The organism is Nonomuraea bangladeshensis (assembly GCF_039529455.1).
Classification (GTDB): Bacteria; Actinomycetota; Actinomycetes; order Streptosporangiales; family Streptosporangiaceae; genus Nonomuraea; species Nonomuraea bangladeshensis.
On record NZ_BAAAMV010000004.1, the window covers coordinates 376,905 to 401,930 of the forward strand.

Here is a 25,026-nt window from a genome sequence, read left to right on the forward strand (position 1 = left end):
TCGATTTCGTCGGCGGTCGTGGGAAATGCCGCAGAGGACATTACAACGACAAGATCACCTATGTCTGGACATTGACCTTAAAGGCCTGGCGAAGCCCTGTGACCTGCGCGTTCCGGCCGTTGCGCCATCGACAACGTTCTCAACTAGTGAGCCCGGAGCGTGGTCAGGCCATGCGTATCCGTGACCGTGCCGTTCTTGCGCAGCGTCACTCCCCCGGCTCGATCGCTCCAGTCGCTGAGACGAGCGGCACCCGTCCGGCTTCGTCGGCGGTGGGAGGATGAGGTGCATGTATGTCCGTGAAGCCGGAAACGCACACGCTCCTCCCCTCCTGCTGCTGCACGGTGGCGGCGTCGCGGGATGGATGTGGCGTCCGGCGCTGGAACGGCTCGGAACGAAAGCCCGCGTGATCATCCCCGATCTCCCCGGCCACGGCAGCAGCGCGGCGGAGCCGTATCGATCACACGAGGTGACCGTCCAAGCCCTGGCGAGGGTCCTGGAGGAACGCGCGCCGCACGGCGCGACGGTCGCCGGGTTCTCGTTGGGCGCGCAGCTCACGATCCTCCTCGCCGCAACCCGGCCCGATCTCGTCACCAGCGCCGTCGTCGTGAGCGCGCAGGCGCGGCCTCTCCGGTTCCCGCAGGCGACCCTCGGGCTCCTCGCCGCGACCGCACCGCTCGCACGACAGCGGTGGTTCGCGAAGCTCCAGGCGAAGCAGCTGTTCATCCCGGACGAGCTCCTGGCCGACTACGTCCGCGACAGCGCTCGTACAAGCCGTGAGACTCTTCTCGCGGGCGTCGGCGAGAACATCCGCTTCACCCTCCCCGCCGGCTGGGCCGACTTCAAGAACCCGGCACTGGTGATGGTGGGCGAGCGTGAGCGGAAGCTGATGCACACCTCCGCACGCACCATCCACCACTCCCTCCCGGGCAGCGAGATGATCTCCGTACCGCGATGCGGCCACGGCATACCCCTGCAGCGCCCGGACCTGTTCGCCCAGCTCCTGGCCGACAGAATGTGAACACCTTGGAGGAGGCCGAAGGTGGACGGCCCGCAGCTCGCCTCCCGACTGGAGCGGGCTGCACGGGATTCCGCCACTTCTCCTGTCACCGCTCACCGAGGTCGAGTGGGATTGATGTTCGGCGTCCTGAGTGCCACCAAGCCCGCTGAGCCTTCGATGACGTGAACGGCGAAACCAGGCCCTCCCTCTCGTCTCCGCCGATCCGGCGTCTGTTGACGGAGAGGTGTACCGATCGGTACGGTGCTCGTACCGATCGGTACGCAGCGAAGGAGTGGCCGGGATGGGCCTGACACCGGCGGGGGAACGCGTCTGGGACGCCGCCCGCGAGATCTTCTACCAGGAGGGCGTCCGCAGCACCGGCGTCGCGGAGATCGCCGAGCGGTCAGGGGTGGGCAAGCCGAGCATCTACCGGGCCTTCGGGTCGAAGGACGAGCTGGCGGTGGCGTACCTGCGGGAACGGGGCATCTCGCCGCGCGAGGTCATCGAGGCGGTCCGCGCGGCCTGCCCCGACGACCCGCGCGCGCAACTGCGCCGCGTGGTCGCGGGGATCGCCGAGGCCATCACGGCGCCCGGACATCGCGGGTGCCCGCTGGCGAACGTCGTCGTGGAGTTCCCCGACCGGACGCATCCGGTGCGCGTGGCGGCCCAGGAACAGAAGCACCACTACCTCGAACTCTTCACCGAGCTCGTCGAGCCGCTGCCGGTGACCGATCCCGGGCAGGTCGCCTACCTCATCCAGATGCTGGTCGACGGCGCCCACATCACCAGCCAGATCTTCGACCCCGACCGCTCGGCCACCGGCCTGGTGACCGCCGTCGACAGGCTGCTCGACTCGTTCCTGTCGCACTGACCAGAAGGAGAGCGATGTCCACCGATGTTCTGCTGCCCGAATACGCCGAACGGCTGATCCGGGACCGGCGCTCGGTCCGCGCGTTCCGCCCCGACCCCGTGCCCGACGACGTGCTGCGCGCCGTGTTCTCGCTGGCCGGCGCGGCACCGTCCAACACCAACACCCAGCCGTGGAGCATCGAGGTCGTGAGCGGCGCCGCCCGCGACGCGCTCAGCGAGGCGCTGCTGGCGGCCCACGCCCGCGGCGCGCTGTCCACCGACTTCCCCTACAGCGCCGACCTCTACACCGGCGTCCACGCGGACCGGCGCCGCGCCTTCGGCGCGACGATGTACAGCGCTCTCGGCATCGCACGCGACGACCACGCGGCCCGTGACGCCTACCAGACCGACAGCCTCCGCTTCTACGGCGCTCCGCACGTCGCCCTGCTCTTCCTGCCGTCGAACGCCGAGGCCCGGATGGCGGCCGACCTGGGCATGTACGGCCAGACCCTGCTGCTCGCCCTCGCGGCCTACGGCATCGCGAGCTGCCCCCAGGGACTGCTCAGCTTCTACGCCGACACCGTGCGCGATCACCTCGGGGTGCGTGACCGCAAGCTGCTCTTCGGCGTCTCCTTCGGCTATCAGAACCCCGACGCGCCGGGCAGCGCCGTACTGACCGGCCGCGCCGCCCTCGAAGAGACCACCCGCTTCCACCAGTGAGCGGGTCCTAGAGCCGGGTCGTACAGCGGACGCACTTGGCAGGCGGCACCGGTCGTACGTCACTCCAGCCCGCCTTCCTGACGAGCTCGGCCCTCCAGGCGACGCCGCCGGGAGTCAGCCATTGTCTGCCGAGCAACTGGCCGGTCCTGCGGTCGATCACGATCTGCCCCTCCTTGGATTGGAGGGCAAGCCCGTCGAGCCCGAACGTTCCGGGAACGGCGTCCACGACCTTGATGCCTGGCGCGTTCGCCAGGAGAAGGTAGGCGGCAGCCCTGGTGCCGGGCGTCGCCGGAGAGCTGATGAGCCGCGCGGCGGCCCCCTGGAGCCATGGCTCGCGCCCGGCTTCGGTCACCCGGGGGTTGTAGCTTTCCAGCAGCCGCGCCCTGAGCGCCGCCGGCTCCTTGGGGAGGTTCCGTAGTTCCTTCAGTGGGGGCTTCAGCCCATCGGCGAGCTCCAGTCCCACGTCCAGGTCCTTGGAGGAGTACGCGGGCATGTTCTTGTCGCACCCCCGCGCCGGGCACAGCTTGGGGGAGCCGTCCTGCCGCCACGTTTTCAGGCCCTCGGCCGTGTACGGCTTCGACGAGATCGGCTCGTGCCAGCCGTAGACCTCGCGGTCGGGACCGAAGGCGAGGACCTCCCTGGCCCGTTCCTCGACCTCGTAGCCGTCGCCGTTCTTCGTCCGCTGGACCTGCTCGGTGTCTCGCCGCCAGTAGCGGCCCTTCGCCTCCGGCGTCGCCGCCAGCTCGGCGGCCGCGGCTTGCAGTTTCTGCATGGGCGTGACGGCGGCCGGCTCCGCCGCAGGTCGGGGTACGAGGACCACCACCGCGCCGACCACGAGCGCGACGGCCGCCGCGACGAGCGCCGTCCCCGTCCACGACCTCCTGCCCGCCCGTACAGGGGGTGTCGTTGGACCTGCGAACACCCGCTCCCGCGCCGCCGCCAACTGGTCGGCCGACGAGGGCGGCAGATCGGGCATCACCGAGTCGATGATCTGGAACTCGTTCATCCCAACACCTCATGCAGCTTGGTCCTGGCCCTGTTCAACCGGGACGCGACCGTCCCCGGGGCGATCCTGAGCGCCGCCGCCACCTCGTCGTAGCTCAGCCCGCCGTACGCGATGAGGAGCACCACGTCGCGCTCCCCCTTGGACAGCCGCGCCAGCGCCCCGGCCAGACGGCCGACCGTCACGCTCGCGCTGAGCCTGTCCACGATCCGCTGGTCGTGTCCTTCGTCGTCAGGTGGCGGCCCCGTCCTGGCCATGGCACGGTATCTCCGCACCTCGGCGCGCCGGTGGCGGCCGATGAGGTTGGTCGCGATGCCGTACAGCCACGGCCTGATGCCGCCCACGGCCGGGTCGAAGCGTTCACGTTGTCTGAAGGCGACGAGGAACGTCTCCGCGGCGAGATCCTCGGCCACCTCGGGGCCGGACCTCCGCCCGATGTAGCGCCGGATCTCCTCGTAATGGGCTTCGAAGACGGCCTCGAAGATGTCGGGAGCAGTGATCACACCCATGATTGCCCGCAGGCGTGCGGTTCTTCCGAGGAATTTTGAGTAGTTGTCGCAGAGGCCGGCGTCCGGGCACCGATGGTACGTGATCAGATCGGCAAGGTCCGCGACGTACGCGCGGGAGCAGGCCAGATCGGGCTGGGCCCGGCCTGCGTTCTTCGCCGGGAGGTCGACCGTGGCCTCTGCGGTGAGCGGGTGGTCCGGGGAGACCACGGCGAGCCGGCCACGGTCCTGGAGCGGGCGACCGCGACTCCCAGCATTGCGGAGCGAGTGCTCTATAATGACGAAGCCGTGGGACGCCCGCCGTCCCTCGTCTCACTCCGCGAGGACCGGTCATGAGCCCCGATGACGCCCGATCCGCACTCCACGACATCCGCCGGCTGCAGGGCGCGATCGTCGACGGCCATCTCCGCCACAGCTTCACCCCTCGTCACCTTCTCCCCGGGATGGCGGCGGTCCTCCTGCTGTTCACGTCGTTCGATCTTCAGGGCGGCTGGGGCATCGCCGCCCGTACGGCCGCGTGCGTCGTGTTCGCGGTGACGCCGGCCCTCGTGGTCACGCCGCCCGTCCAGCGGGACGTCACCCGCGCCGACCTCGTGCTCGCCCTGAGCTGGGTGGCGGGGGTCCTCGGGGGCTTCGTCGCCTTCCGGGTCATCACCGTGGCGCTCGGCCTGCCGTTCCCCGCCACCGTCGCCGCCCTGGCGACCATCGTCGCCGGCCTCGCGGCCTACCCCGCGATCCGCCGGGCCCGCCGGCGGCGCTGTCACCGGGAGCTGCGGGCGCGGCCGGCGAACGCGTTCTTCGACGAGATCCTGCACGCCCCGGCCCGGCTGCCGATCCTGGCGTCGCTGACGGCCGCCACCGGCGTGGAGGCCGGCTTCCTGCGGGACCTGGTGGGCGTCGACGACGCGGGGCTGCGGCGGGAGCTCTCCTTCCTGGTCCAGGCCGGGTACGTCCGCGTGCACGAGCGTCAAGGGCTGCACCACAGCCATACCTACGTCCAGCTGACGCCATGGGGGCGGCACAGCTTCGCCTGCCACGTGGCCGCTCTGGAGGACCTCGTCACCGTCGCCGAGCCCGACGGCGGGTCGCGTCAGGGACCGCCCGCGCCATCGAAGGCCGCGCCGGCCGCGTGAGCCTGGGCGAGCTCGTCCTGTTCGCTCCTCCAGCCGGCCGCCTCGCGCAGGCGCTCGAACTCCTGACGCAGCGTGGTCGCCGAGGTGGTGCGCGCGTCGGTGCTGATGGTGACCTTCAGGCCCTGGTCCATGAGCCGGGCGGCGGGGTGCTCCGCCCAGGTGGCGACCGCGCCCGTCTGGACGTTGCTGGTCGGGCACATCTCCAGGGCGATGCCGTCGCGGCGGAGCCGTTCGAGCAGCGCCTGGTCGTCCGGGGACCGGACGCCGTGGCCGATCCTGCGGGCGCCGAGCACGTCGATCGCCTCCCACACGCTGCCGGGGCCGGCCGCCTCGCCCGCGTGGACGGTGACCGGAAGCCCGGCCTGGTGGGCGAGGTCGAAGGCGGGGCGGTGCGCCGCCGCGCCGTACAGGCGCTCGTCGCCGGCGAGGTCGAGCCCGGCCACCTCGTCACGGTGCCGCAACGCCGTCTCGGCGACGGCGAGGCTCTCCTCGGGCGTCTGGTGCCGCAGGCAGCACAGCAGCAGCCCGGTACGGACGCCCGTGGCTTGCCGTCCGGCCGCCAGCCCTGCCGCGACCGCCTGGACGGCCTCGTCCCGGCTCATGTCGCGGCGGGTGTGCAACTGCGGGGCGAAACGGACCTCGCCGTAGACGACGCCGTCGGCGTGCCAGTCCTCGACCAGTTCCCTGGCCGCGCGGTGCAGCGCGTCGGGGGTCTGCAGCACCTGGAGCGGCAGGTCGATGTAGGGCAGGTAGCGGGTCAGGCTGCCGCAGTCGGCGGGGGCGGTGACCAGGCGTTCGACGGGGCCGTCAAGGGGTACCCCCTGGTCGCGGGCCAGGTCGGCGACCGTGCCCGGCCGTACTGACCCGTCGAGGTGGCAGTGCAGTTCGTAGCGTGCGGGGCTCATCGGCGGCCCTCCTGGTGGGTCGGGGCAAGGGTGTGGAACAGCAGGTGCTTGAAGCCGGCTTCGTCGACGCGGCGTACGAGCGTCACGTTGGGCGCGGGGGCGGTGCGGCGGCGGTCGATGATCAGCTGGCCGCGCGTCTCGTCGCCGAGCGCGATGTCGGCGTACACCTGCTCCTGCTCCACGATCAGGTCGGGCCGCAGGGCCACCGCCATGGCGACGGGGTCGGGCAGGTCGTAGCCGGGCAGGCCGGTGACGTCGCGGGCCCATGCGGCGACGGTCCGGTTGACCTGGTGGGCGAAGGTCGCCGCGGGGGTGCCGAGCCGTCGCAGGTGCTGCTGGTCCTCCGGGGTCATGACCGCGTCGGTACGTGACACGTCCCAGCCGATCCAGGTCACCCTGTCCGGCGTGGCCGCCTGCAGCACCACCCGCGCGGCCTCCGGATCGGCCCAGACGTTGTACTCGGCGGTGGCGGAGATGTTGCCGCGCATGTCGGCGGCTCCGGCCATGCAGTACACGTGGCGGTAGCGGGTGAACAGGTCGCGGTCGCGCAGTAGCGCCGCGGCGACGTTGGTGAGCGGGCCCAGGGTGACCAGGGTGAGCTCGCCGGGGTGCCGGAGCGGGCAGGACAGCAGGACGTCGACCGCGTGCCCCGCCTCGGGCGCCCGGGACGGCTCGGGCAGGCCGAGATCGCCCATCCCGTCCTGTCCGTGCACCTGCTGGGCGGAGGAGTACGGGCGGGTCATCGGGCGTTCGCAGCCGGGATGGACGGGAATGTCGGGGCGCCCGGCCACCTCCAGCGAGATGAGCGCGTTGCGGGTGCCCACCTCGACGGGGACGTTGCCCGCGACCGTGGTCACGGCGCGCAGGTCGCCCAGCTCGCCGGCGGCCAGCAACAGGGCCACGGCGTCGTCGGAGGCGGTGTCGGTGTCGACGACCAGGGGAAGAGCCGGCACGAATCAACCTCATCTAATCGTTTAGAATACTGTGCAGGGCCCTATCTAAGCGATTAGATGCGAGAATGTAAACCGCTATGGCACCACGCGCAGACAAGCCGACGATCACCATGGCCGACGTGGCCCGCAGGGCGGGCACCTCGACCGCGGTGGTGAGCTACGTGATGAACGACGGCCCGCGAGCCGTCGCCGCCGCGACGCGCGAGCGCGTCCTGGCCGCGGCGGCCGAGCTCGGCTACCGCCCCAACCGCATCGCCAGGGCGCTGCGCTCCCGTACGACCGGGGTGGTCGGCCTGATCCTGGCCGACTCGCCCAACCCCTACTTCGGCGACCTCGCCCGGCACGTCGAACGGGCGCTGGACGAGCGCGACCGGCTCGTGCTGATCGGCAACGCCGGCTACTCCGCCGAGCGCCAGCGGCGGCTCGTGGACCGGTTCCTGGCCGCCCAGGCCGACGCGCTCGTGATCGTCTCCGCCGACGGCGGCGAGGACGTCACCCCCCAGGCCGAGGCGGCGGGCGTCCCCATCGTGTACGTGCACCACGGCCCGGACGGCGGCCGCGCTCCCCTGGTGGAGGCCGACAACCGGCACGCGGCGCAGGAAGCGGTCACGCACCTGCGCGGGCACGGCCACGCACGCGTCGCCTTCCTGTCCGGCCCGCACGACGGGGGCCCCGTCGGCCGGCGCCGGGCCGCGTGGCAGGCCCTCGCCGGCGACGATCCCGACGCCCTGCTCCTGCGCTGCGCCTACACCCGCGCCGACGCCGACGCGCTGATCCGCCGCCTCGTCGCCGACGACGCGGTGCCGCGGGCGCTGGTCACCGCCACCGACGAGCAGGCCATCGGCATCCTGTCCGGGGCCTGGGCCTGCGGGCTCGCCGTTCCGGACGAGCTCGCCCTCATCAGCCTCGACGGCACCCCGGAAAGCGCCCACACGGCCCCGGCGCTGACGGTCACCCGGCAGCCGCTGCGCGCGATGGCCGAGCACGCCGTCGAGCTCGTGTTCGACCCCGCCTTCCAGGCGCCCGCCGCGCACGCCCCGCTCGTGGTCAGACGCAGCTGCGGCTGCTGAGATCCGCTTGCCGGCGGTCCGGCCGCAACACGCCCTGCCCCCTGATCAGGACGGCTCCCGCCAGCGTCAACCCGGCGGCCATCAGCACGAGCACGATGCCGAAGCTCTCCGGCTGCACGGGCGCGCTGCGCAGGGCCAGGTGGAAGCCCCAGTGCACGCCGGCCGCCATCCACAGCCCGCCGCCGCGCACCCGCGCCGCCCCGGCCGCGAAGCCGAGCGACGTGGCCATGAGCGCGTAGAGCAGCTTGTCCCCGACGGTGCTCCCCGAGCCGTTGGAGACGAGGTGCAGGGAACCGAACGCGACCGAGGTGATGATCAGGATCGCCCGTGGCGACGACCGCGGCGACAGGCTGTCGAAGACGTGACCGCGCCACAGCAGCTCCTCCGGGAACGCCTGCCCGAGCAGGAGCACGACGGCGGCGAGCGGCAGCGCCGTCAGCAGGAGTGAGGCGTCCATCGGCATCCAGGTCCCGGCGCCCACGACCACGGCCGTCGCGAAAGCGGCGAGCACCGGCAGCGCGCCCGCGGCCACGCCGATCAGGATGTGCCACGGTTTCCGCCAGCCCAGCGCCGGCCACGGCCGCCGGTACACGAACCGCCGCACCGCCCACACCAGAGCCAGCGCGGCGAGCGTGACACCGAGCGCGCCGAGGGGCTGCAGCAGCGGGTCCGTACGGTCCAGGAACAGCGACGGCAGAGTGGAGCCGATGGTCACCTGGGCGAACATGAGGACCACGGCGAGCAGGACGGTCCAGAGAGTCTTCATGCGAGGAACGCTAGGCAGGCACGGACGTGTGGCACATCGAGCCTGAGATAGAACCCGCCATGACCATCGTCATGGTGCCTTCCGATGGATCACACGGACCCGCCGCGACCGTAGGTTGGTCGTATGGCGTGGTTACGCGATCCCGACAGGCCGGCGCTCCTGAGCGTGGTGTTCTGGCTGGTGCTCGGCGCCACGGTCGTGATCAACCTGATGCTGCCCGCCGCCGTACGGGACCGGGTCCTGTTCCTGGCCGACGTCGTGCTGTTGTGCGGGCTGTGGGTGGTCATGCCGTGGCGGCCGGGACGCGGGCGTGTCCTGGCGGCCCCCGCCTTCCTGGCGGGCACTCTGGCGCTGGGGCTGGTCGGCTCCGCCGGCACCCACGCGCCCCTGGTGCTCATGGGCGTGGCCAACCTCGCCCTGGTGTACGGCATGCGGATCGCCACCGTCATCCTCGCCGCCCTGGCCGCCATCATGGTCGTCATTCCCCCCGTGCTCTACGGCAGGACGCTCGTGCAGACGCTGGCCGACCTGGCGGTGGTCGCGCTGCTCGGGGCCTTCGCCATGGGCATGGCGTCGGCGGTGCTGCGGGCCAGGCGGCTCGCCGAGCGCGTACGGGAGCTGACCGTCGCCGAGGAGCGCGCCAGGATCGCGGCGGAGATGCACGACTCGATCGGCCACCACCTGACCGTGATCAAACTGGGCTTGGTGAACGCCGAACGGTTCCGCGAACGCCGGCCCGAGGCGGCCTGGGAGGAGGTGCGCCAGGCCAAGGACCTCACCCAGGAGGCGCTGACCGACGCCCGCCGCTGGGTGCGGGCGCTGCGCCCGCTGGCGCTCGACGGCGAGCTGGGCAGCGCCGCGCTCCAGCGCCTGGCCGACTCCTTCTCCGGGACGGGCGTCACGGTGACCTTCGCGGTGGAGGGGACGGAACGCCCGCTGGACCCCGACACCGAGCTGGTGCTCTACCGGGTGCTGCAGGAAGGGCTCACCAACGCCGTACGGCACGCGGAGGCTCGGTCCGTACGCGGCACGCTGACGTTCGAGAAGAGGAGGATCGTGCTCGCGATCACCGACGACGGCAAGGGCGCGGGCCAGGGCCACGGGTTCGGCCTGAGCTCGCTGAGCGACCGGGTCAGGGCGCTCGGGGGCAGCCTCACCAGCGGCAACCGTACCGTGGGCTTCGAGCTGCGCGCGGAGCTGCCGTCGTGAGGGCGGTCCGGGTGCTGCTGGTGGACGACCAGGAACTGATGCGGCAGGGGCTGCGCAAACTGCTGGAGATCGAGGACGGCATCGAGATCGTCGGCGAGGCGGCCGACGGGCTGGCCGCCCTGGAGGCGATCGGCGAGACCCGCCCCGACGTGGCGCTCGTGGACGCCCGGATGCCGCGCATGGACGGCGTGGAGCTGATCGGCCGGTTGGCCGCCGAGCACCCGCACGTGGCGGCGATCGTGCTCAGCACCTTCGACGAGGACCACTACATCTTCGGGGCGCTGCGCGCCGGCGCCGTCGGCTACCTGCTCAAGGACTCCTCACCCGAGGACCTGGTCGCCGCCATCGTACGCGCCGGCCGCGGCGAGACCGTGCTGAGCAGCCCGATCGCCGCCCGGCTTGTCGCCGACCTGCGCAGGACACCGGCGCACGGCGCGTTCCCCGGCGAGGAACTGCTGTCGGCCAGGGAGCTCGACGTGGCGCGGATGGTGGCCGCCGGGGCCGCCAACAGGGAGATCGCCGCCCGCCTGCACATCACGGAGGGCACGGTGAAGAACCACGTGTCGAGCGTGCTGCGCAAACTGGGACTGCGTGACCGCACCCAGCTCGCTCTGCGGCTGACCGGGCGCCGGCCCTGACCTCGCCGAGCGATCCCGCGAGAGGGCTGAGCCGGCCGAAGGGACGCACCCGGGCGCCGGTCCAGGCCCGTCCGCACCTGTTCTGCCGGGAAGCGACACAGCTGCGATGGGCACGATTGACATCAGCTCGAATAGTCCAGTGCAACGTCTGTTATGCGAATCCACTGCACTCGTTGATCGTCCTCCAGACCTCGGATATCTTTCGGTGCGGCTGTGATGACGAATCCACTGATGAGAGGATTGACTGAGCTGTCTCGAAGCTCTTGTAGATTGAATCCGAAGGCCGCGAGTGCATCAGCGTCATCTTCGCTGAGCGAATTGGTCCATTGCTGAAACTGCTGAGTACGCAGGTCTTCTGCGGGACCACAATGAAAGCCCATCGCGTCGCAGGTACCGCCGTGCCACGTGATTGGCTTCGCGCGGTCGTTCGGGCGCGCGAGCATCACTGCACCGATTCTGCTGTCCCAGATGCCCCAGGCGTGGGCGACGTTCTCCTCAGGCTGGGGAGCTCGCAACTTCACAACCGCGGTCACAGCGAAAGGCTCTTCCGTTATTGCGAGCAATTTCCGTGCATAATCAGACGTACTGGAGGTTGCATCTGGAGTGTCGTCGCTGACGGCTTCTATTGCCATGCCGGTGGTCGTTGCCTCCAAAGAAGGCACCTCTATCTTCATGTCCGAGTACAGCTCCATCCTGACCGAGAATCTATGCCACTGATGGTTCAGGGTTCTGAGATAGGACGAGCGCGCACTGACAGGGATGGTGACCGTGCCGCCTCTGGGATGAATCTCAAGGTCCCCGTCTTTTATACCGAAGTAATCGACCGTATAGCCTGGGTTGACCAGGTTGAATGCGTTGACCAGCACTAGTCGCGCGCGTCTTGCGTCGACGTACTCGGACCATGGCCCTACAAGCTGAAAGATGCCGATGCCGCCCACGACAGCAAACAGGAGAGCGACCAGGCCGATGATCGACCTGAACTTCAAGCTGTCCAGCATGACAATCCTGCCCTTTGCGTGCGTGATTCAGACCGGCCACGGGTTGGGCGCCCCGGAAACCGGAGCGCCCAACCCTCATATACCTGCTAGTTCAGACCTCCGATGATAGTCGGATCTGAGACGCTACAGCCGGCGTGCCGGAGCGCGGCATGCAAGCCGGTGTTCCGCCGTTCGGCCGCGCAGCGATAGGCATGCTCGGCGACTACCAGGTATTTCGCGCTCTTGACGGCGAAGTCAACCTTCAGCCGCCCGACCATCCTGTGGGTGAAACGATCGATACTGCAGGAATTTAGGTAACGCGCCGTACAGCGAATCCAGATGGCAGAATCATTGGCCTTGTCGGCAACGAAGCTGGGCTGGGTTTCCGCCCAATTGTTCTCCGCCCGGTCAATGCACGTTTCCCCTTGAGTCTGGCCATAGTTAAGCCCTACATCGGCGGCTGCCTCGCCGGCACCGATGGTGAGTCCCGCACCTATCTCCGTCGTCTCGAGGTTGTGCTCGTAGCAGGCCCCTGCCCGCATCTCCATTGCCTTGGTCTTCTTGTCGTCGATCTCGTAAGCCTTCTTCAAAGCCTTGAGAAGGTTCGTGGTGAACGTGTTCTTCGAACTCCATTCCTTGGAGTTTCCCGGATAAATGTAGAGCCAGTTCTCGAAACGCTGGGCAGACCAGGATTTGAACGGATTTTCTGCGTCGTCCCAAGCCTTCCAGGTGGATACCACGGACGACTGCATGAACCAGTTCTTGCGTCCGAGGCTCTGGATTATCTCGCAGTAGGTCTGCCGAGTGTTGTTCGTGCAGCGTTTGTTTGACTTTCCGGCCGAAGGAAGAGGAAGTGGCGTGGCTCCGCCGCCGACCGCTTCTTCTGAAACTCCACATACACGCTGCTCAGAACCATCGGGGCCAATGAGCCCTGCACAGGGGTCGAGGCTGTCCGTCGGATCTAAGTATGCTGGAAGAGGGACCTGGATTTCGGTCATGTCTCCGCAATGGTCGAAGACGAAGATAGAGATGGTGGAATCGGCTGGAGTCACCGTTCCAAATGCGCCCATGACGGATTTGCTGGCTCTGGCTCCGTCCGAGGTGGTGACCGTCCACTCCCGCTTCACGACACTCAGGACACGGACAGTTCCATTGGCGCCAGCCTGGACAACAGGGTTGACCAGAGCGACAGTCGAATTACTCCGTGGCTCACCGTCCCGCTGCGTTGCTTCGCGTTCCTCGACGAGCGCGGTGTTGAGCAGGGACAGTTTTGCTGTGTTCGGAGCGCTAGGCGTCACACCTGACGCCTCCCATATCGTGTCGGCCCGGCCCTCCAGTACAGCGTCCTGCGCCTGGTAGTAGGCCTTGACACGACTGATGTACTCCTGAGCCCCAGACTCTTCGACAGCAGCCCTGGTCGCCGACTGCGCTCCATCCCGGAACGGGATGCACGAATTAGCCGCGTTCTGTGCCGGAGGCGGTGGCACGGCCTTCGGAGTGACCGTTGTCGCCTCCCAGTCGCTCTGCCCAAATGCGGTCTTGGCCCGTACTCTCACTGTGTGGGCTTCGCCGTTTGTCAGCCCACTGATGGCCACGTACGGGTCCGGGACCTCTAGCGTCTTCAACACGGTGCCAGTGCTGTCGGTCACCTCGACGTCGTAGCCGTCGAGCATCGCCATGCTTCCATTGTCCAGGGGCAAGCCCCAACTGGCGGTTGCACTGGCATCGCCTGCTTGCGCCACGAGGTTGAGCACATTGCTCGGCGGCCTCGCAGGCACATAGGTGAGCGCAAGTGACGGCTGTTCACCCACCCCCGCCTCGCCGAATATTGTGACCGTCTCCTTGTTGGAGGTGAGCAGCAGCCACCGGAAAGCGTCGTCGGCTATGTCGGCCTTAGCATCCCCGATTGGCAAGGAGAAATTGCCGCTGCTGTCCGCATCGGCCGACAGATCCGACCCTTTGCTCTCTCCGGTGACTGGATTCCTCAAAGGCGTCGCTGTGATGACGGTGTCCGTCGGGCAGACGGCTCCCCCGCAGGTGGCCGAGCCAAGCCTGAGGATGCCTTCGGAGATCGCTGCCCCATCCGGCAGTTCGTCGAGATTAAACCCGATTGCCGCCGCAGTTTTGTCGATCCCGGTGCCGCCAATCCGCATCGAAGTAGCGTCGGCCACAGGGCACGATGCCCCGTCACAGGCGGTCGGGTCAGTCTTTGCGGCCTTGATAACGAAACTGTCCTTCCCCAAGGTCACCCGCCGGACATCCTCCACTGGATCGGGTGGAGGCGTGCCGGGGACGGTGAAGGACACCGGGGCGGTCTTCGAGGTGCAGATTTCGTCTGTCGCCGTTGCGCCGCTCGCGCAGGCCGTCATCTGCCACTTGTACGTGCCGCCCGGCCGGACGGTGTCGGCAGGGATCTGGAAGGAGGCCCGCTCTCCGCCCCTGACCGTACGCGTACCGAGCGGCACAGCACCCACCGGGACGTCGTTGCCGTCGTACAGGTAGTACTTGGTCGTGAGGGATCCGCCGGACGGGCGGTTCACCATTCCGGACAGGATCGGCCGCATGGGATCGGCCGTGCCCGTCTCGGTGTCCGTCGGGAGCAGCGGCGCGTCCGTCGAGATCCGGTAGTACGGGCTCTCGTTGCAGGTGGGCGGGTTGACGCCGGTCAGGCAGGCCCTGATGGAGATCCTGAAGTAGTCGACGTTGCCCACGTCGTACGTCAGCGAGGCCGCCTGCCCCGAAGGAAGGCCGGCGTTGGTCGGCGGGGTGAGGGACGTCATCCACTTCACCTCGGTCTCGTTAAGGGCCCGGTCATAGACGCGAACCTCGTCGTAGGAGACCTTGCGGGTGGACATGACGACGCCGGCCCGGAGTCCGAGGTTCAGGTTGAAGCTCCCCGTGGCCTTCCACGGCGTGGCCGTGTGGTCGCTCTCGCCGGCCAGTGCCCCGTTCACGTACAGCCGCAGCTTCTTCGCCGCGCTGTCGTAAGCCCCGACCAGGTGGGTCCAGACCCCGGCCTGGGCCGCCGACGTCGACACGATCCGGCTGGCGGCGCTGCCGTCGGTGTCGGCATGGTACGCCTCCAAGGTCCACTTGCGGGCCGCGCTGTCGTAGCCCACGATCATGGCGCTGTTGCGGGTGCCGTCCTGGCTGAGCAGGTCGGCCGAGTTGGCGAGGCTGTCCAGCCGCACCCAGCCGGCCACGGAGTAGCTCTTGCCCGTGTCGACGGCCGGCCTCTGCGTGGACCCGAAGGCGAGCTTGCCGCCCGTGGGGGTCAGCAACAGCCCCTTGCCCTGCTTGCCGTCGATCTCGGAATCGGTGCCGAGCGGGAAGACGAGAGGGTTGTCCTTGCCGCTGGAGTCGGTTCCGTAGGTGAACTCGTTGAAGCTCCATTGGCCGGTGGCCCCGCCGCCGGTGGTCCACGTGGGCAGCGGCGCGGTGGAGTCGATCACGGAGGCGTAGTAGTCGATGTTCCTACCGTCCACCGAGGCGGACTTGTAGCCGATCTTGACCGACTTCGTCCGGACGATGGCGTGGTCCCCGTCGAGTGAATCGACCGACTCGGCGGTCACCGTGGGGATCTCCGGGGGCAGGAAGTAGTTCACGATCAGCTTGGGCGGGTTCGCCCCCGTGCCGGTCATCTCCGCGGAGTGGAACTCGGCCCAGTACGAGTCCCAGCTGTTGACCAGGCTCTCGGTGGTGCCGCGCAGCTCGATGCCGCTGTTGGGCGCACCGCCGGCCCAGCGCTTGACCCAGTTGGTGACCGGCCAGCTCATCGTCTGCGTCGTGGTGGACGCGCACACCGAGCTCGTCAGTTCGATGGTGTTGGCCGGCTTGTTCGGCCACTGCATGCGGCCGGGGGTCCAGGAGTCCTGCAGGTAGCCGGCGTAGATGACGCCCTTGCCTGAACCCTCGCCACGCTGGTGACAGGCCAGGTGGTTCGACTTGAACAGCTGGAGGGACGCCGAGTGCACGGGCTTGTTCGTGAAGGAGCTGACGTCGAACCTGAGATAGGACCGGCTGTAGTCGAAGCCGTCAGCCGTGCCGCAGGACGCGCGCTGACCGCCGACTTTCAACGTCGTCGAGCCCGGCTTGTCCCACGCGCCGGCGCACAGGGAGCTGAGCACGGTGTCGGTGGTCACCGTGATTGTCGAGGTGGGGTCCACCACGACGGGGAACGTGGTCGCCGGGTCGGACAGCCAGGCGGTGTCCGGCTTCAGCACGAGCACGCTCTGCCCGTTCTCCTTGACCACGTCCGTGGGGATCGTCGCCTGCCGCGGGCCGCCCCTCCTCTGCTGGGACGTCCCGCTGCTGTCCCACATCACCGGCTCGGGCGCCTCCGCCACGACCTTGCCCTTGCCGTCGCTGAGCCGCAGGCCGCCGTTCTTCCGCTCCGCGAAGCTCAGCCCGCTGGTCTCCACCGGGATGCGGTATTCCACGGGCCCGGCCGGCCGCTCACGCAGCACCACGTCGTGGCGGAACCCTGTCGGCAGCGCGGTCACCACCAGGTCCGCTCCCGGGCCCGCCGCGTCGCGGTACTCGGCGACGTTGGCCTTGATCGTCGGCTTGGGGAGCTTCGTCGGCCAGGTGAGCGCGAATCGCTGCCCCTCACCGCGTTCCATGGAGGCGAACGGCGCGTCACCGCCGGCCGAGAACGCGACCTTCGCCTTGGTCAGCCTGGGTTTGAGTACACCGTCCTGTTCGACCAGGGTGGTGTCGAGCCAGGCCCACGTTCCGTCGGGCTGCTTGAGCTGGGAGGGGCCCGCGTACGACTCGGTCGTCAGGTGACCGTCGGGGTGGGCCCACGTACGGGAGGCCTCGGTGTAGATCTCCTCGACGGCGACCGGCTTGTTCTGCTTCTTGGCTTCCGCGAGCGCCGCCCGCAAGGGCGCGTCCGGATCCTTGGGGGCGGGGAAGGCGGTCGCCGTCGGGGCGGCCTTCGCGGCCGGCTCGGGCTCGGCCTGGGCGACGGCCGATGGGCCGGCCACGAGCAATGCCGCCGTGGCCGTGAGCGCCGTGGCCAGTGCTAGCCGGCGAGGTGGCCGAGTCCGCCTCGCCGATCTGCCTAATTGGTTCACTGACACCTCAATCCAGGAGGTTGTAAAGGGTTGGTGGCAGCATGCGGCCCAGCGCTCTTGATCTTGACCTCGACAACTCTCGATCTTGTCGTGCCGATCTGATATCCAAGGTTGGAGCTGCGAAGATCCGGGAGCCCCACCGCGGCGGCCATGCGCACGACCTTCGCTGTCGGGATCAGCTTGAGCGTTGCGAGGAGGGCAGGTGGAATACCGGGTCCTGGGCCCAGTGGATCTGTGGCGCGACGGGAGGTCGATCCCGATCGTCGGTCAGAAGCAGCGGACGCTGCTGGCGGTCCTGGTGCTCAAGGGCAATCAGGTGGTGTCCCACGACCGGCTGCTGAGCGCGCTGTGGGGGACGGAGATCCCGGCCTCGGGCCGGAAACTGCTGCACAACCATCTGTGGTCGCTGCGGCGGGCGCTGGGCACTCCCGCTCATCTGTCGGGCACCCCCGCGGGATACCGGCTGCACATACCGCCGGGTGGCTCCGATCTCGACGTCTTCGGCGCCGGCACACGGGCGGCACGCACCTCCCTGGCCGCGGGTGACGCCCGGCAGGCGGCTGACCAGTTCCGCGCGGCGCTGGCCCTGTGGCGTGGCCCCGCCTTGGCCGGCACCCGTGACGAGCTCCTGCTCACGGACGGCGCCGCGCTCGAGGAGCTGCGCATCGCCGCCCTCGCGGACCGGATCGAAGCCGATCTCGCCCTAGGCCGCCATGCGGACCTGATCGGCGAATTACGGCACCTCGTGGCCGAATATCCCCTTCAGGAGCGGCTGCGTGGCCAGCTGATGACGGCACTCCACCGTTCGGGCCGGACGGCGGAGGCGCTGGAGGAATACCGGATCGGGCGGCACCACCTGCGGCAGGAGCTCGGATTGGAGCCGGGCGAGGAGTTGAGCGCGCTGCACCAGGCGATTCTCTCGGCCGCTCCCGAGGAAAGACCCCACCAGGCACCTCCACCGGCTGTGCGGCCACGCCAGCTGCCCGCCGACGTCGTCCGCTTCGCCGGCCGCGAGGACAGTCTCCGTGAGCTGGATCGGCGGCTGCTGTCCGGCGAGGCCGCCTCGGTGAGCATCGCCATCGTCACAGGCGCCCCGGGAGTCGGCAAGACCGCGCTGGCGACCCGCTGGAGCCACCGGCGCATGTCCCTGTTCCCGGACGGCCAGCTCTACATCGACCTCCACGGTCACTCCCCCGGCGAGCCGGTCACGAGCATGCAGGCCCTGCACCAGCTCCTGTACGGGCTCGGCGTGGCACAGGACGCGATCCCGCCCGGGGCGGGGGAACGAGAAACGCTCTACCGTTCGCTGCTGGCCGACCGGCGGCTTCTCGTCGTGCTCGACAACGCGGCCAGGGCCGATCAGATCCGGCCCCTGCTGCCCGGTTCCGCGCACTGCAAGGTGATCATCACCAGCCGGGAGTCGCTCCGCGGGCTGGTCGCCACGCACGACGTGCATGCCGTTCCCCTCGATGTGCTGTCGCCCGACGAGGCGATGGCGTTGCTCGGCGCGATCCTGGGTCACGAGCGGGTCGCCCGCGAGCGGGACGCCGTGGAGTCGATGGCCCGCCTCTGCGGTCACCTGCCGCTGGCGCTCCGCCTGGCCGCAGCCCACCTGGCCGGTCAGCCGGATCTCCCCGTCGCCGATTTCGTCGCCGGATTCATCGGGCGTGACCGGCTGACCGCGCTGAACGTCGAAGGCGACCCCCGCGTCGGCGTCCGGCACGCGTTCGCGTTGTCCTACCAGGGGCTCGCCGAGACACACCAGAGGACGTTCCGGATGATGGGCCTGCACCCCGGCCCGGACATCGACGCCGACGAGATCACCGCCATGACCGGGGAGTCCAGGGAAGAGATCGCCTCGGCGATCGACGCGCTCGTCAGCGCCCACCTCGTCTACCGCAACCGCAGCGGACGCTACGTGCTCCACGATCTCGTCTGGCTCTTCGCGCGCGAGCTCAGCCACGCCCACGACAGCGAACGGCTTCGCAACGACGCCTTGTCCCAGCTCTTCGACTGGCTCGTGTACGCCACCAGGGCGGCCATGCATCAGGTCTACGCCGAGCTCACCGGCGAGCCCAAATGCGCGAAGCCCGTGCACGAGGTGCCGGTGTTCGACGGGTTCGACCCGGCGGCGGCGTGGCTGGACCTCAGATACCCCATGCTCATGGCCACGATCCAGTACGCCGTGCAGCACGGCTCCCACGCGCACGTCTGGGAGCTCGTGGACGCCCTCGACTACTTCTTCTACCTCAGGAACCGGATCGACGACTGGCTGGCGAGCCTCCGGCTGGCGCTGGAGGCGGCACGGGAGCTGCGGGACCGGGAAGGCGAAGGCCGCGTACTGAACGCTCTCGGCATGGCCTGCCTCTTCGCGGGGCGCGTGCGGGAAGGCATCGAGTACCAGCAGCAGGCCCTGGACCTCAGCCGTGCGGTCGGAGACGCCGTGGGCGAGGCATACGCGACCTACCGGATCGGCTACAGCCGTCTCTGGACCGGCGAGTTCCGTCAGGCCATCTCCGACAGTCTGCAGGCGATCGACCTGTACCGGCGACTGCACAACGAGCGGGGGGAGATCCTGGCGACCTTCGCCCTGAGCATGGCCTACCGCCGGGTGGGGCGGCTGGACGACGCCCTGTCCGGGGCGCTCAGCTGCCTCGACTACGACCGCGCGGCCGGCAATCCCGCTGACGAGGGCTACACGCTCGCGCTGCTCGGAGACATCTACGACGACATGGGCGACTCCGCGAGGGCTCTGGACGCCTACGAGCGTGCCGTGGAGCTGAACAGCGAGATCGGCCAGCGCAGAATCGAGGCCCAGGCTCTCAACGGCCTCGGCCGGGTCCATCGCAAGCAGGGTCGTCTCGCCGAGTCACTTGATCTGCTCCTGCGCGCGCTCGCCCTGATCAGGCAGGACGGCGACCGCACCAGCGAATGCGACATCCTGCTGGATCTCGGCCACCACCACCTCGCCGTCGGCGACGCCGAGGAGGCGCTGACGCACTATCGGCTCGCCCTGAACATCGCCGACGACCTCGCCGACCGGTACCTGCAGGGGGTCACGCGTCACGCGGTCGCCGACGCCCATGACGCTCTGGGCCGGCCGGACGAGGCCGAGGGTCTCTTCCGCGAAGCGCTCGACATCCTGGAGCCCATGGGCGTCCCCCAAGCGAAAGCGGTGATCGAACGACTAGGCGGCGTCGGCCGTCAGGCCGCCTCGAAGGAGCGGCGGGACAGGCCAACGCCGTAGCCGTCGAGCTCGCCCACGGCGCCGCGGGCCAACGCGGCGTCTGCACCGTCATCACTGAGACCGGCCGGGCCAGATACGTCGAGGCGAGCCGCGCCCAGGTGGAAACCCGGCGAGCCGCTCTCAAGGAAGCGGGACAGGCCGACCCGTACCGGGCCACCCCACTTACGACGCCGCGCCGCCGAATATGGGCGAGTTGTCTCCTGTATGGGCAGGTTAGTCAACGGCTACCCCCGTCGGTCGCGGCCGCGACTCGACCATGACACGGCGCGGACGAGGCAGAGACACGCCCGGCCGACAGTAGAGGCAGTCGGCCGCCGGGCGCTCCCAGCATCACGGCGTCGCCCTCCTCAAGCCGGCCGGGACGAACCGGCCGTGGCGTTCTGCCGGTCCGTCGAACAGGAAGTCATGGCGAAGATGATCACGATGAGGAGAAGGCGTGGCTGATGACGGGAAATGGGACCGGCGTTCGCTGTTGCGCGGCGCGGCCGTGCTGGCCGGAGCCGCCGCGGCCGCGCCGCTGCTGGACGGGGCGGCCACCGCGTCAACCGGCTGCGGTGACGCGGACGCGCTGTTCGAGGCCGGCAAGTTCGAGCAGGCCGGCCACGCGTACGAGGAGATCCTGAAGAAGGACCCCAGGAGCCTGCACGCGGCCCGCCGGCGCGGTTACCTCGGGCTGCTGTCCAACCGGTTCCCCGAACGCCGAGGAACACCTCGAGACGGGACTCGACCTGGCGCCCGGCGACAAGGAGACCAACCACCTCCTGGGCGACTGCTACATCCGGCAGGACAAGTTCGCCCTGTCCGCACCCCACTTGAAAGCGGCCGGGGAAGAAGGCTACGCCAAGTGGTTCGCGGCGGTCAGCGGCGAGGCGTACCAGATCCACGGCGGGACCACGCGGGTGGCATTCCAGCAGATGGACCCGATGCCGCTGGTGGAGGTCTCGGTCAACGGCGGACCGGCGAAGCGCTTCACGTTCTACACCGGCGCCCCGAATCTGAGCATGGCGCGCGTCGGTGGCCAAGGAGGCCGGGCTTAGCCCCGTCGCCAGCCAGAAGATTGACTTCATGGACAGCCCCATCTGGGTCCACTACGGGATACTGGGCTCCATCAAGTCGAGCGGCATCGAACTGCGCAACATCCCCGTGAGCTGGTCGTCGACGGAGTCGGGCGACGATGTCGAAACCGACAGCGACGGCCTGATCGGCACGTGGGTCTTCCACCACTTGCTGACCACCTTCAACTACGCGGACCGGCAGCTGATCCTGCGCCGTCGTACCCCCGAAACGGCCCGGAAGGCACGCGCCGCCGCCAGACGGGCGGGCACCACACCCCTGCCGCTGTGGCTGGCTCGTGAGCAGTACCTGCACAGTACGGGCAGCTTCACCGGCGCCGCAGGCTCCGGCACACGGGTGGTGGGTGTGAACCTCGGCAGAGTCGGCGAGATCGCCGCGGGCCTGCGAGGGGGAACGGCCAATCGGTTGGGGGTCCGCACCGGCTACGACGGCAGAATCGGAACTTTCGCCCAAAGCCACCCGGCTACCCCTGCTACCCGAACGAGATCCGCCTCGGCAACGCCGTCGCCAAGGAGGTCTACTGCACCACCAACCCGAACCAGCCGGTCAACGTGCCCTGGCCCTATGGGGCGGGTTTCGACTCGATGGGCTGGTTCGCCCACTGCTTCTGGAAGCCCTACAACATCACCGTCGACTTCACCGACATGAAGCTCTTCATCGCCCGCGGCAAGGCCGCCTGATCAACGCGACGGCACGAGGGCGAGGAGCTGTCGGCTCCTACGGGCGCGGAGGGAGGGTTGACCCGGCGCCCCTACCCCGTCGTCCGGCAGCGCGCCCCTGATGGCATGGCCTCGCCGCAGCAGCGGATGTCCTTGTCGCCGCGGACGCCGATCCCGTTCCTCGTCCGTCCGATCGCCGACACCTTGCGGGGAGGGATCTGGCGAGGCGCGGCGCTCGTCAGCTCGCACCTGGACGTCGTGTTCGGCACAAACCGGCGGCCGATTGCGGACTTTCCCGTCCCGGTTGGCGAATCGCGCTACCCGAGTACATTTCCGGATGAGACACTCTCCGCAACGAGCCGAACACGAGGCACGATGGGGCGGGCCATGCTGGACTGGTTTGTCGCAATGGGGGCGGGAGCGGGTGGCGGGGCGATCGTCGAAGGTGTCGCGCTGTGGGGGAAGCTGAACGCCTGGCGAGAAGATCGTGAGCGGGTTCGCACGTCCGGCAAGGACGAGCTGCCAGGGCTGCTCGACTACATCGATGTGTATCCGGACACGCTGGTCGCGTTGACCCGCGTCGTCATCGGGGCCGTGGCGGGGGTGCTGCTGCGCGACCAACTGACCGGCTGGATGGCCGCGGTCGTCGTTGGCGCCTCCGGTCCGGCCCTGCTCAGACGGTTCGGGACGGCGCGAAGCCCGGCCACTGTCCAGCCCGTGGAGGAGCCCTCCCTCGCCGAAGGGAGTGGCGTATGACCGGGTTCGCGAACCGCTACTGGAGGTCGCTCGTCGACACGCGGACCCCCTCATCCGCTCGAGTGGCTCGCCGCGGATGGGACGGGTACGGCTTCTGGAAGCGGTACTGGGCCTCGCTCCTGGACGTCCCCCTCGAAGCGCCGCGTCCCGGACAGGAGGAGCTGGAACCCGATCCCGGCCCGGCACGCCGCCGGGTGAGGCCACAAGCCCAGCACGATCCGGAATCCGGACGCTTCCGCCTTCCCCTACCGCCCAGGAGGGGCGTGGTCACGGCCGCCGGGTCGGGTGGCGTCGTCCTGAGGGTCTCCGGGCCGGATCGGCTGGAGCTCCTGCTGCACCGGATAGACGGCCGCGAGGCCGACGCCCAGAGATCGGACTACCGGCTGGAGGTCATCTCACCGGAGACCGCTGATCTTCCGGTCGTCCTCTCCGTTTGGTATCGGCGTCTCGGGGACGACACCGAGCAGGAAATCCTCATCCCGCTCACTCGGGCACCGCTGGGGCCGGCCAGTTCCGTCATCGGGTTGGCCGGATACGATCCCGAGGCTGGCTGGCAGATATCTCGGCCGGTTTCCGCGGGTCGGATTCCGGCCTGGAACCTGGACACTGCCCGCACATCAGTGGCGGCTGCGGCGAGCCAGGCCACCCTGAACGCCTGGCGTGACGTCGCCGACCAGGTGGATGAACGGGCTCGCACCATGATTCTCGGATACATGCCATGACGAGCGTCAAAGAGGGCGCTACGAACCTGCTTCACCGAGCAGAACTGCACCGGCGGCTGGCAGGGCTGAAGGCAGGAGCCGACGGGTGCTCTCCCGGCGAGGTGGTCTGGGATCTGACGGGACCCGAGCGGTTGTGGTGGAACTGCTGCAAGGAGGCGGTCGCCCACGAGCCGGAATGGCTGGCCGAGGACGAGGCTTCGGCGGTGCTGGCGTTGATCGCCGCGCACGCCTCCGGAACCACCGACGAACGTCGGGCGGTGACCGACTCCGCCACGATGACTCTGCTCGTGGCCCAGGCGCTCGGCGCTACCGATGGCGAGCGGCCATACGTCCTTGAACCGGTGGTCGATCATTGGAGCACCGCCGGGGCGCTTCCACCGAGGCCGGGCGGCGCGGGGCTGCTAGGGCGCGAGGGCATCGCCGCGGCCGACCTTCCCCTGCGGCCTCAGCTGGAGTCCCTGGTACGCACCCTGGAGAGGCTCGGCGACGATCCGGTCCGGGCGATGGTCGCGTTGACCGGTCTGCGGCTGGCCAGAGAAGACAAACAGTCACAGTACGTCGTCCGTATGTCGGTCGTTTTCGGTACGCCTGGAGAAGACGGCGCGGAGAAGGGCGCCGCCGGAAGCCTGGAACTGTGGGAATACCCGGGCGGACCCGCCGGTCTCTTCCCCGATCCCCGGACGATGGCGGGCATACGTGCCGACGGCGCTTTCGAAGACGCGCTCGCCGTCGCTTGGAACGCCTCGCCGGGACGTCGGGGCGGGCGGTGTGTACTGTGGCGGATCGTCGTCAACGGCGCTCCGGTGCCGTCGGTGGAAGGACCCTCGCTCGGCGCGGCCTTCGCGCTGGCCTTGCGTGAACTCCTGCGCAGGCCCGCGTCGCGCCGCCCATCTGTGGCCGCGGTGCGCGGGTTCCTCCGCGGGCCCAGGCCGCGAACCGCAGTCACCGGAGCGATCGACGAAAACGGTCGGCTGACCCATGTGGGCGACATCGAGGACAAGGTCGAAGCCGCCCACCGTAGGGGCTGGCGTCTGGTGGCGCCCCGGGAGAACCAGGGCGATCTCGCAAGCGCCCGAGATCCCGCGGGGATCGTCTTCGCCGACGATCTCAAGGATGCAGGCAGGCTCGCCAGACGCTGGCGCACAGGCCGCGCCCTCGTGGCACTCGCGGTGGTTCTGCTCCCCGCGGCTGCCGGATATGGCGTCTACCGGTACACCGTCACCGAGATCCCAAGGCTGAGAGTCGACGCGACGACGCAGACCGGCGCGGCCGCCTTCGAAGCCTTCGTCCGTTCGCACGAACGCCAGATCGTCTACCTCGACGTCAGGTGCGAGTCCTACACGTCGGACGCAAAAGAGATCCATCCCCGATCGCACTGCTGGTTCCAAGAGCAGGACAACTACAGCGACGAATCCCCCACAGCTTTTTTACTGTTCACCCACTCCCACGCCGAAACCGCCTACGAATGGTGGAACGGCCCCTCCCACGACTCCTGGGCCGGGCAGGGCGTTCTCTTCACCTATTTCCCCCAGAAGCCGGTCGGCAGCAGCGCGTTCTTCGCCCAGAACCACGGAGATGGCAGCAGCGGCGCGGGGGGCCTCGAAGCGAAAGGCTACTTCGAGATTGTCATCTCCGGAACCGGCTCTTTGGGCCCGCCCGGCGTGGACGTCGTGGACCTGCGCCCACGCTCGGCACCCTCCTGAACACGCACAGCGCAACGTGCTCACCCCCAGCAGGCGGAAGGTCGTCGAACCTCTGGAGAAC

At 69.1% G+C, this 25,026-nt stretch carries 20 protein-coding genes; 13 read left to right on the forward strand and 7 right to left on the reverse strand.

Annotated features, from left to right (window positions below; genetic code table 11):
* Positions 1-286 precede the first annotated feature (286 nt).
* The 3 genes from ABD292_RS13585 to ABD292_RS13595 all read left to right on the forward strand — a co-directional run bounded on the left by ABD292_RS13585 (position 287) and on the right by ABD292_RS13595 (position 2,566).
* The gene (locus ABD292_RS13585; RefSeq protein ID WP_344207518.1) at positions 287-1,018 is read left to right on the forward strand and encodes an alpha/beta fold hydrolase; all 732 of its coding nucleotides are present in this window, start codon (positions 287-289) and stop codon (positions 1,016-1,018) included.
* Between the two features lie 280 nt (positions 1,019-1,298).
* On the forward strand, positions 1,299-1,868 hold the full coding sequence (locus ABD292_RS13590; RefSeq protein ID WP_344207519.1) for a TetR/AcrR family transcriptional regulator: 570 nt from the start codon (positions 1,299-1,301) through the stop codon (positions 1,866-1,868).
* A gap of 14 nt (positions 1,869-1,882) precedes the next feature.
* Positions 1,883-2,566: a nitroreductase gene (locus tag ABD292_RS13595; protein WP_344207520.1), complete on the forward strand. Its 684-nt coding sequence runs from the start codon at positions 1,883-1,885 to the stop codon at positions 2,564-2,566.
* Positions 2,567-2,573: 7 nt separating this feature from the next.
* Here the strand turns inward: ABD292_RS13595 and ABD292_RS13600 are convergent, their stop codons facing one another.
* Together ABD292_RS13600 and ABD292_RS13605 are read right to left on the reverse strand one after the other, a co-directional pair.
* The gene (locus tag ABD292_RS13600; protein WP_344207521.1) at positions 2,574-3,572 is read right to left on the reverse strand and encodes a hypothetical protein; all 999 of its coding nucleotides are present in this window, start codon (positions 3,570-3,572) and stop codon (positions 2,574-2,576) included.
* Positions 3,569-4,072 (reverse strand): RNA polymerase sigma factor, encoded by a 504-nt coding sequence (locus tag ABD292_RS13605; RefSeq protein WP_344207522.1) that lies wholly within the window; start codon positions 4,070-4,072, stop codon positions 3,569-3,571. The genes ABD292_RS13600 and ABD292_RS13605 overlap by 4 nt, the downstream gene beginning before the upstream one ends.
* Positions 4,073-4,407: 335 nt before the next feature.
* On the opposite strand from ABD292_RS13605, the gene ABD292_RS13610 reads away from it, so the two are divergent.
* Positions 4,408-5,208 (forward strand): transcriptional regulator, encoded by an 801-nt coding sequence (locus ABD292_RS13610; RefSeq protein WP_344207523.1) that lies wholly within the window; start codon positions 4,408-4,410, stop codon positions 5,206-5,208.
* On the opposite strand, the gene add is transcribed toward ABD292_RS13610, so the two are convergent.
* On the reverse strand, positions 5,166-6,113 hold the full coding sequence (gene add, locus ABD292_RS13615; RefSeq protein ID WP_344207524.1) for an adenosine deaminase: 948 nt from the start codon (positions 6,111-6,113) through the stop codon (positions 5,166-5,168). The genes ABD292_RS13610 and add overlap by 43 nt on opposite strands.
* A complete protein-coding gene (locus ABD292_RS13620) occupies positions 6,110-7,066 on the reverse strand; it encodes a nucleoside hydrolase (RefSeq protein ID WP_344207525.1) in 957 nt (318 codons plus the stop codon). The genes add and ABD292_RS13620 overlap by 4 nt, the downstream gene beginning before the upstream one ends.
* A gap of 77 nt (positions 7,067-7,143) precedes the next feature.
* On the opposite strand from ABD292_RS13620, the gene ABD292_RS13625 reads away from it, so the two are divergent.
* Positions 7,144-8,136 carry a LacI family DNA-binding transcriptional regulator gene (locus tag ABD292_RS13625; protein WP_344207526.1) on the forward strand — a complete coding sequence of 331 codons (993 nt, stop codon included), beginning with the start codon at positions 7,144-7,146 and terminating at the stop codon, positions 8,134-8,136.
* Here ABD292_RS13625 and ABD292_RS13630 read toward each other — a convergent pair.
* Positions 8,114-8,902 (reverse strand): CPBP family intramembrane glutamic endopeptidase, encoded by a 789-nt coding sequence (locus tag ABD292_RS13630; protein ID WP_344207527.1) that lies wholly within the window; start codon positions 8,900-8,902, stop codon positions 8,114-8,116. The genes ABD292_RS13625 and ABD292_RS13630 overlap by 23 nt on opposite strands.
* 123 nt (positions 8,903-9,025) lie before the next feature.
* Here ABD292_RS13630 and ABD292_RS13635 point away from each other — a divergent pair, with 123 nt between their 5' ends.
* A complete protein-coding gene (locus ABD292_RS13635) occupies positions 9,026-10,111 on the forward strand; it encodes a sensor histidine kinase (protein ID WP_344207528.1) in 1,086 nt (361 codons plus the stop codon).
* Entirely contained in the window at positions 10,108-10,749 is a 642-nt protein-coding gene (locus ABD292_RS13640; RefSeq protein WP_344207529.1) for a response regulator, read from the forward strand. The genes ABD292_RS13635 and ABD292_RS13640 overlap by 4 nt, the downstream gene beginning before the upstream one ends.
* A 122-nt stretch (positions 10,750-10,871) precedes the next feature.
* Here ABD292_RS13640 and ABD292_RS13645 read toward each other — a convergent pair whose 3' ends face one another.
* Entirely contained in the window at positions 10,872-11,747 is an 876-nt protein-coding gene (locus tag ABD292_RS13645) for a hypothetical protein (protein WP_344207530.1), read from the reverse strand.
* An 86-nt stretch (positions 11,748-11,833) separates the two neighbouring features.
* Positions 11,834-16,714: a LamG-like jellyroll fold domain-containing protein gene (locus tag ABD292_RS13650; protein ID WP_344207531.1), complete on the reverse strand. Its 4,881-nt coding sequence runs from the start codon at positions 16,712-16,714 to the stop codon at positions 11,834-11,836.
* A 292-nt stretch (positions 16,715-17,006) separates the two neighbouring features.
* On the opposite strand from ABD292_RS13650, the gene ABD292_RS13655 reads away from it, so the two are divergent.
* The 6 genes from ABD292_RS13655 (at position 17,007) to ABD292_RS13680 (ending at position 24,965) form a co-directional block, all read left to right on the forward strand.
* The gene (locus tag ABD292_RS13655; RefSeq protein WP_344207532.1) at positions 17,007-20,051 is read left to right on the forward strand and encodes an AfsR/SARP family transcriptional regulator; all 3,045 of its coding nucleotides are present in this window, start codon (positions 17,007-17,009) and stop codon (positions 20,049-20,051) included.
* Between the two features lie 812 nt (positions 20,052-20,863).
* Complete coding sequence (locus tag ABD292_RS13660; RefSeq protein WP_344207533.1) at positions 20,864-21,088, forward strand: hypothetical protein; 225 nt, start codon at positions 20,864-20,866, stop codon at positions 21,086-21,088.
* Positions 21,089-21,676: 588 nt separating this feature from the next.
* Positions 21,677-21,805 (forward strand): hypothetical protein, encoded by a 129-nt coding sequence (locus ABD292_RS13665; RefSeq protein ID WP_344207534.1) that lies wholly within the window; start codon positions 21,677-21,679, stop codon positions 21,803-21,805.
* A 105-nt stretch (positions 21,806-21,910) separates the two neighbouring features.
* Positions 21,911-22,540 carry a hypothetical protein gene (locus ABD292_RS13670; RefSeq protein WP_344207535.1) on the forward strand — a complete coding sequence of 210 codons (630 nt, stop codon included), beginning with the start codon at positions 21,911-21,913 and terminating at the stop codon, positions 22,538-22,540.
* Positions 22,537-23,262, forward strand: a complete 726-nt coding sequence (locus ABD292_RS13675) for a hypothetical protein (RefSeq protein ID WP_344207536.1) — start codon at positions 22,537-22,539, stop codon at positions 23,260-23,262. Before ABD292_RS13670 ends, ABD292_RS13675 begins: the two co-directional genes overlap by 4 nt.
* Positions 23,259-24,965: a hypothetical protein gene (locus ABD292_RS13680; protein ID WP_344207538.1), complete on the forward strand. Its 1,707-nt coding sequence runs from the start codon at positions 23,259-23,261 to the stop codon at positions 24,963-24,965. The genes ABD292_RS13675 and ABD292_RS13680 overlap by 4 nt, the downstream gene beginning before the upstream one ends.
* Positions 24,966-25,026 lie beyond the last annotated feature (61 nt).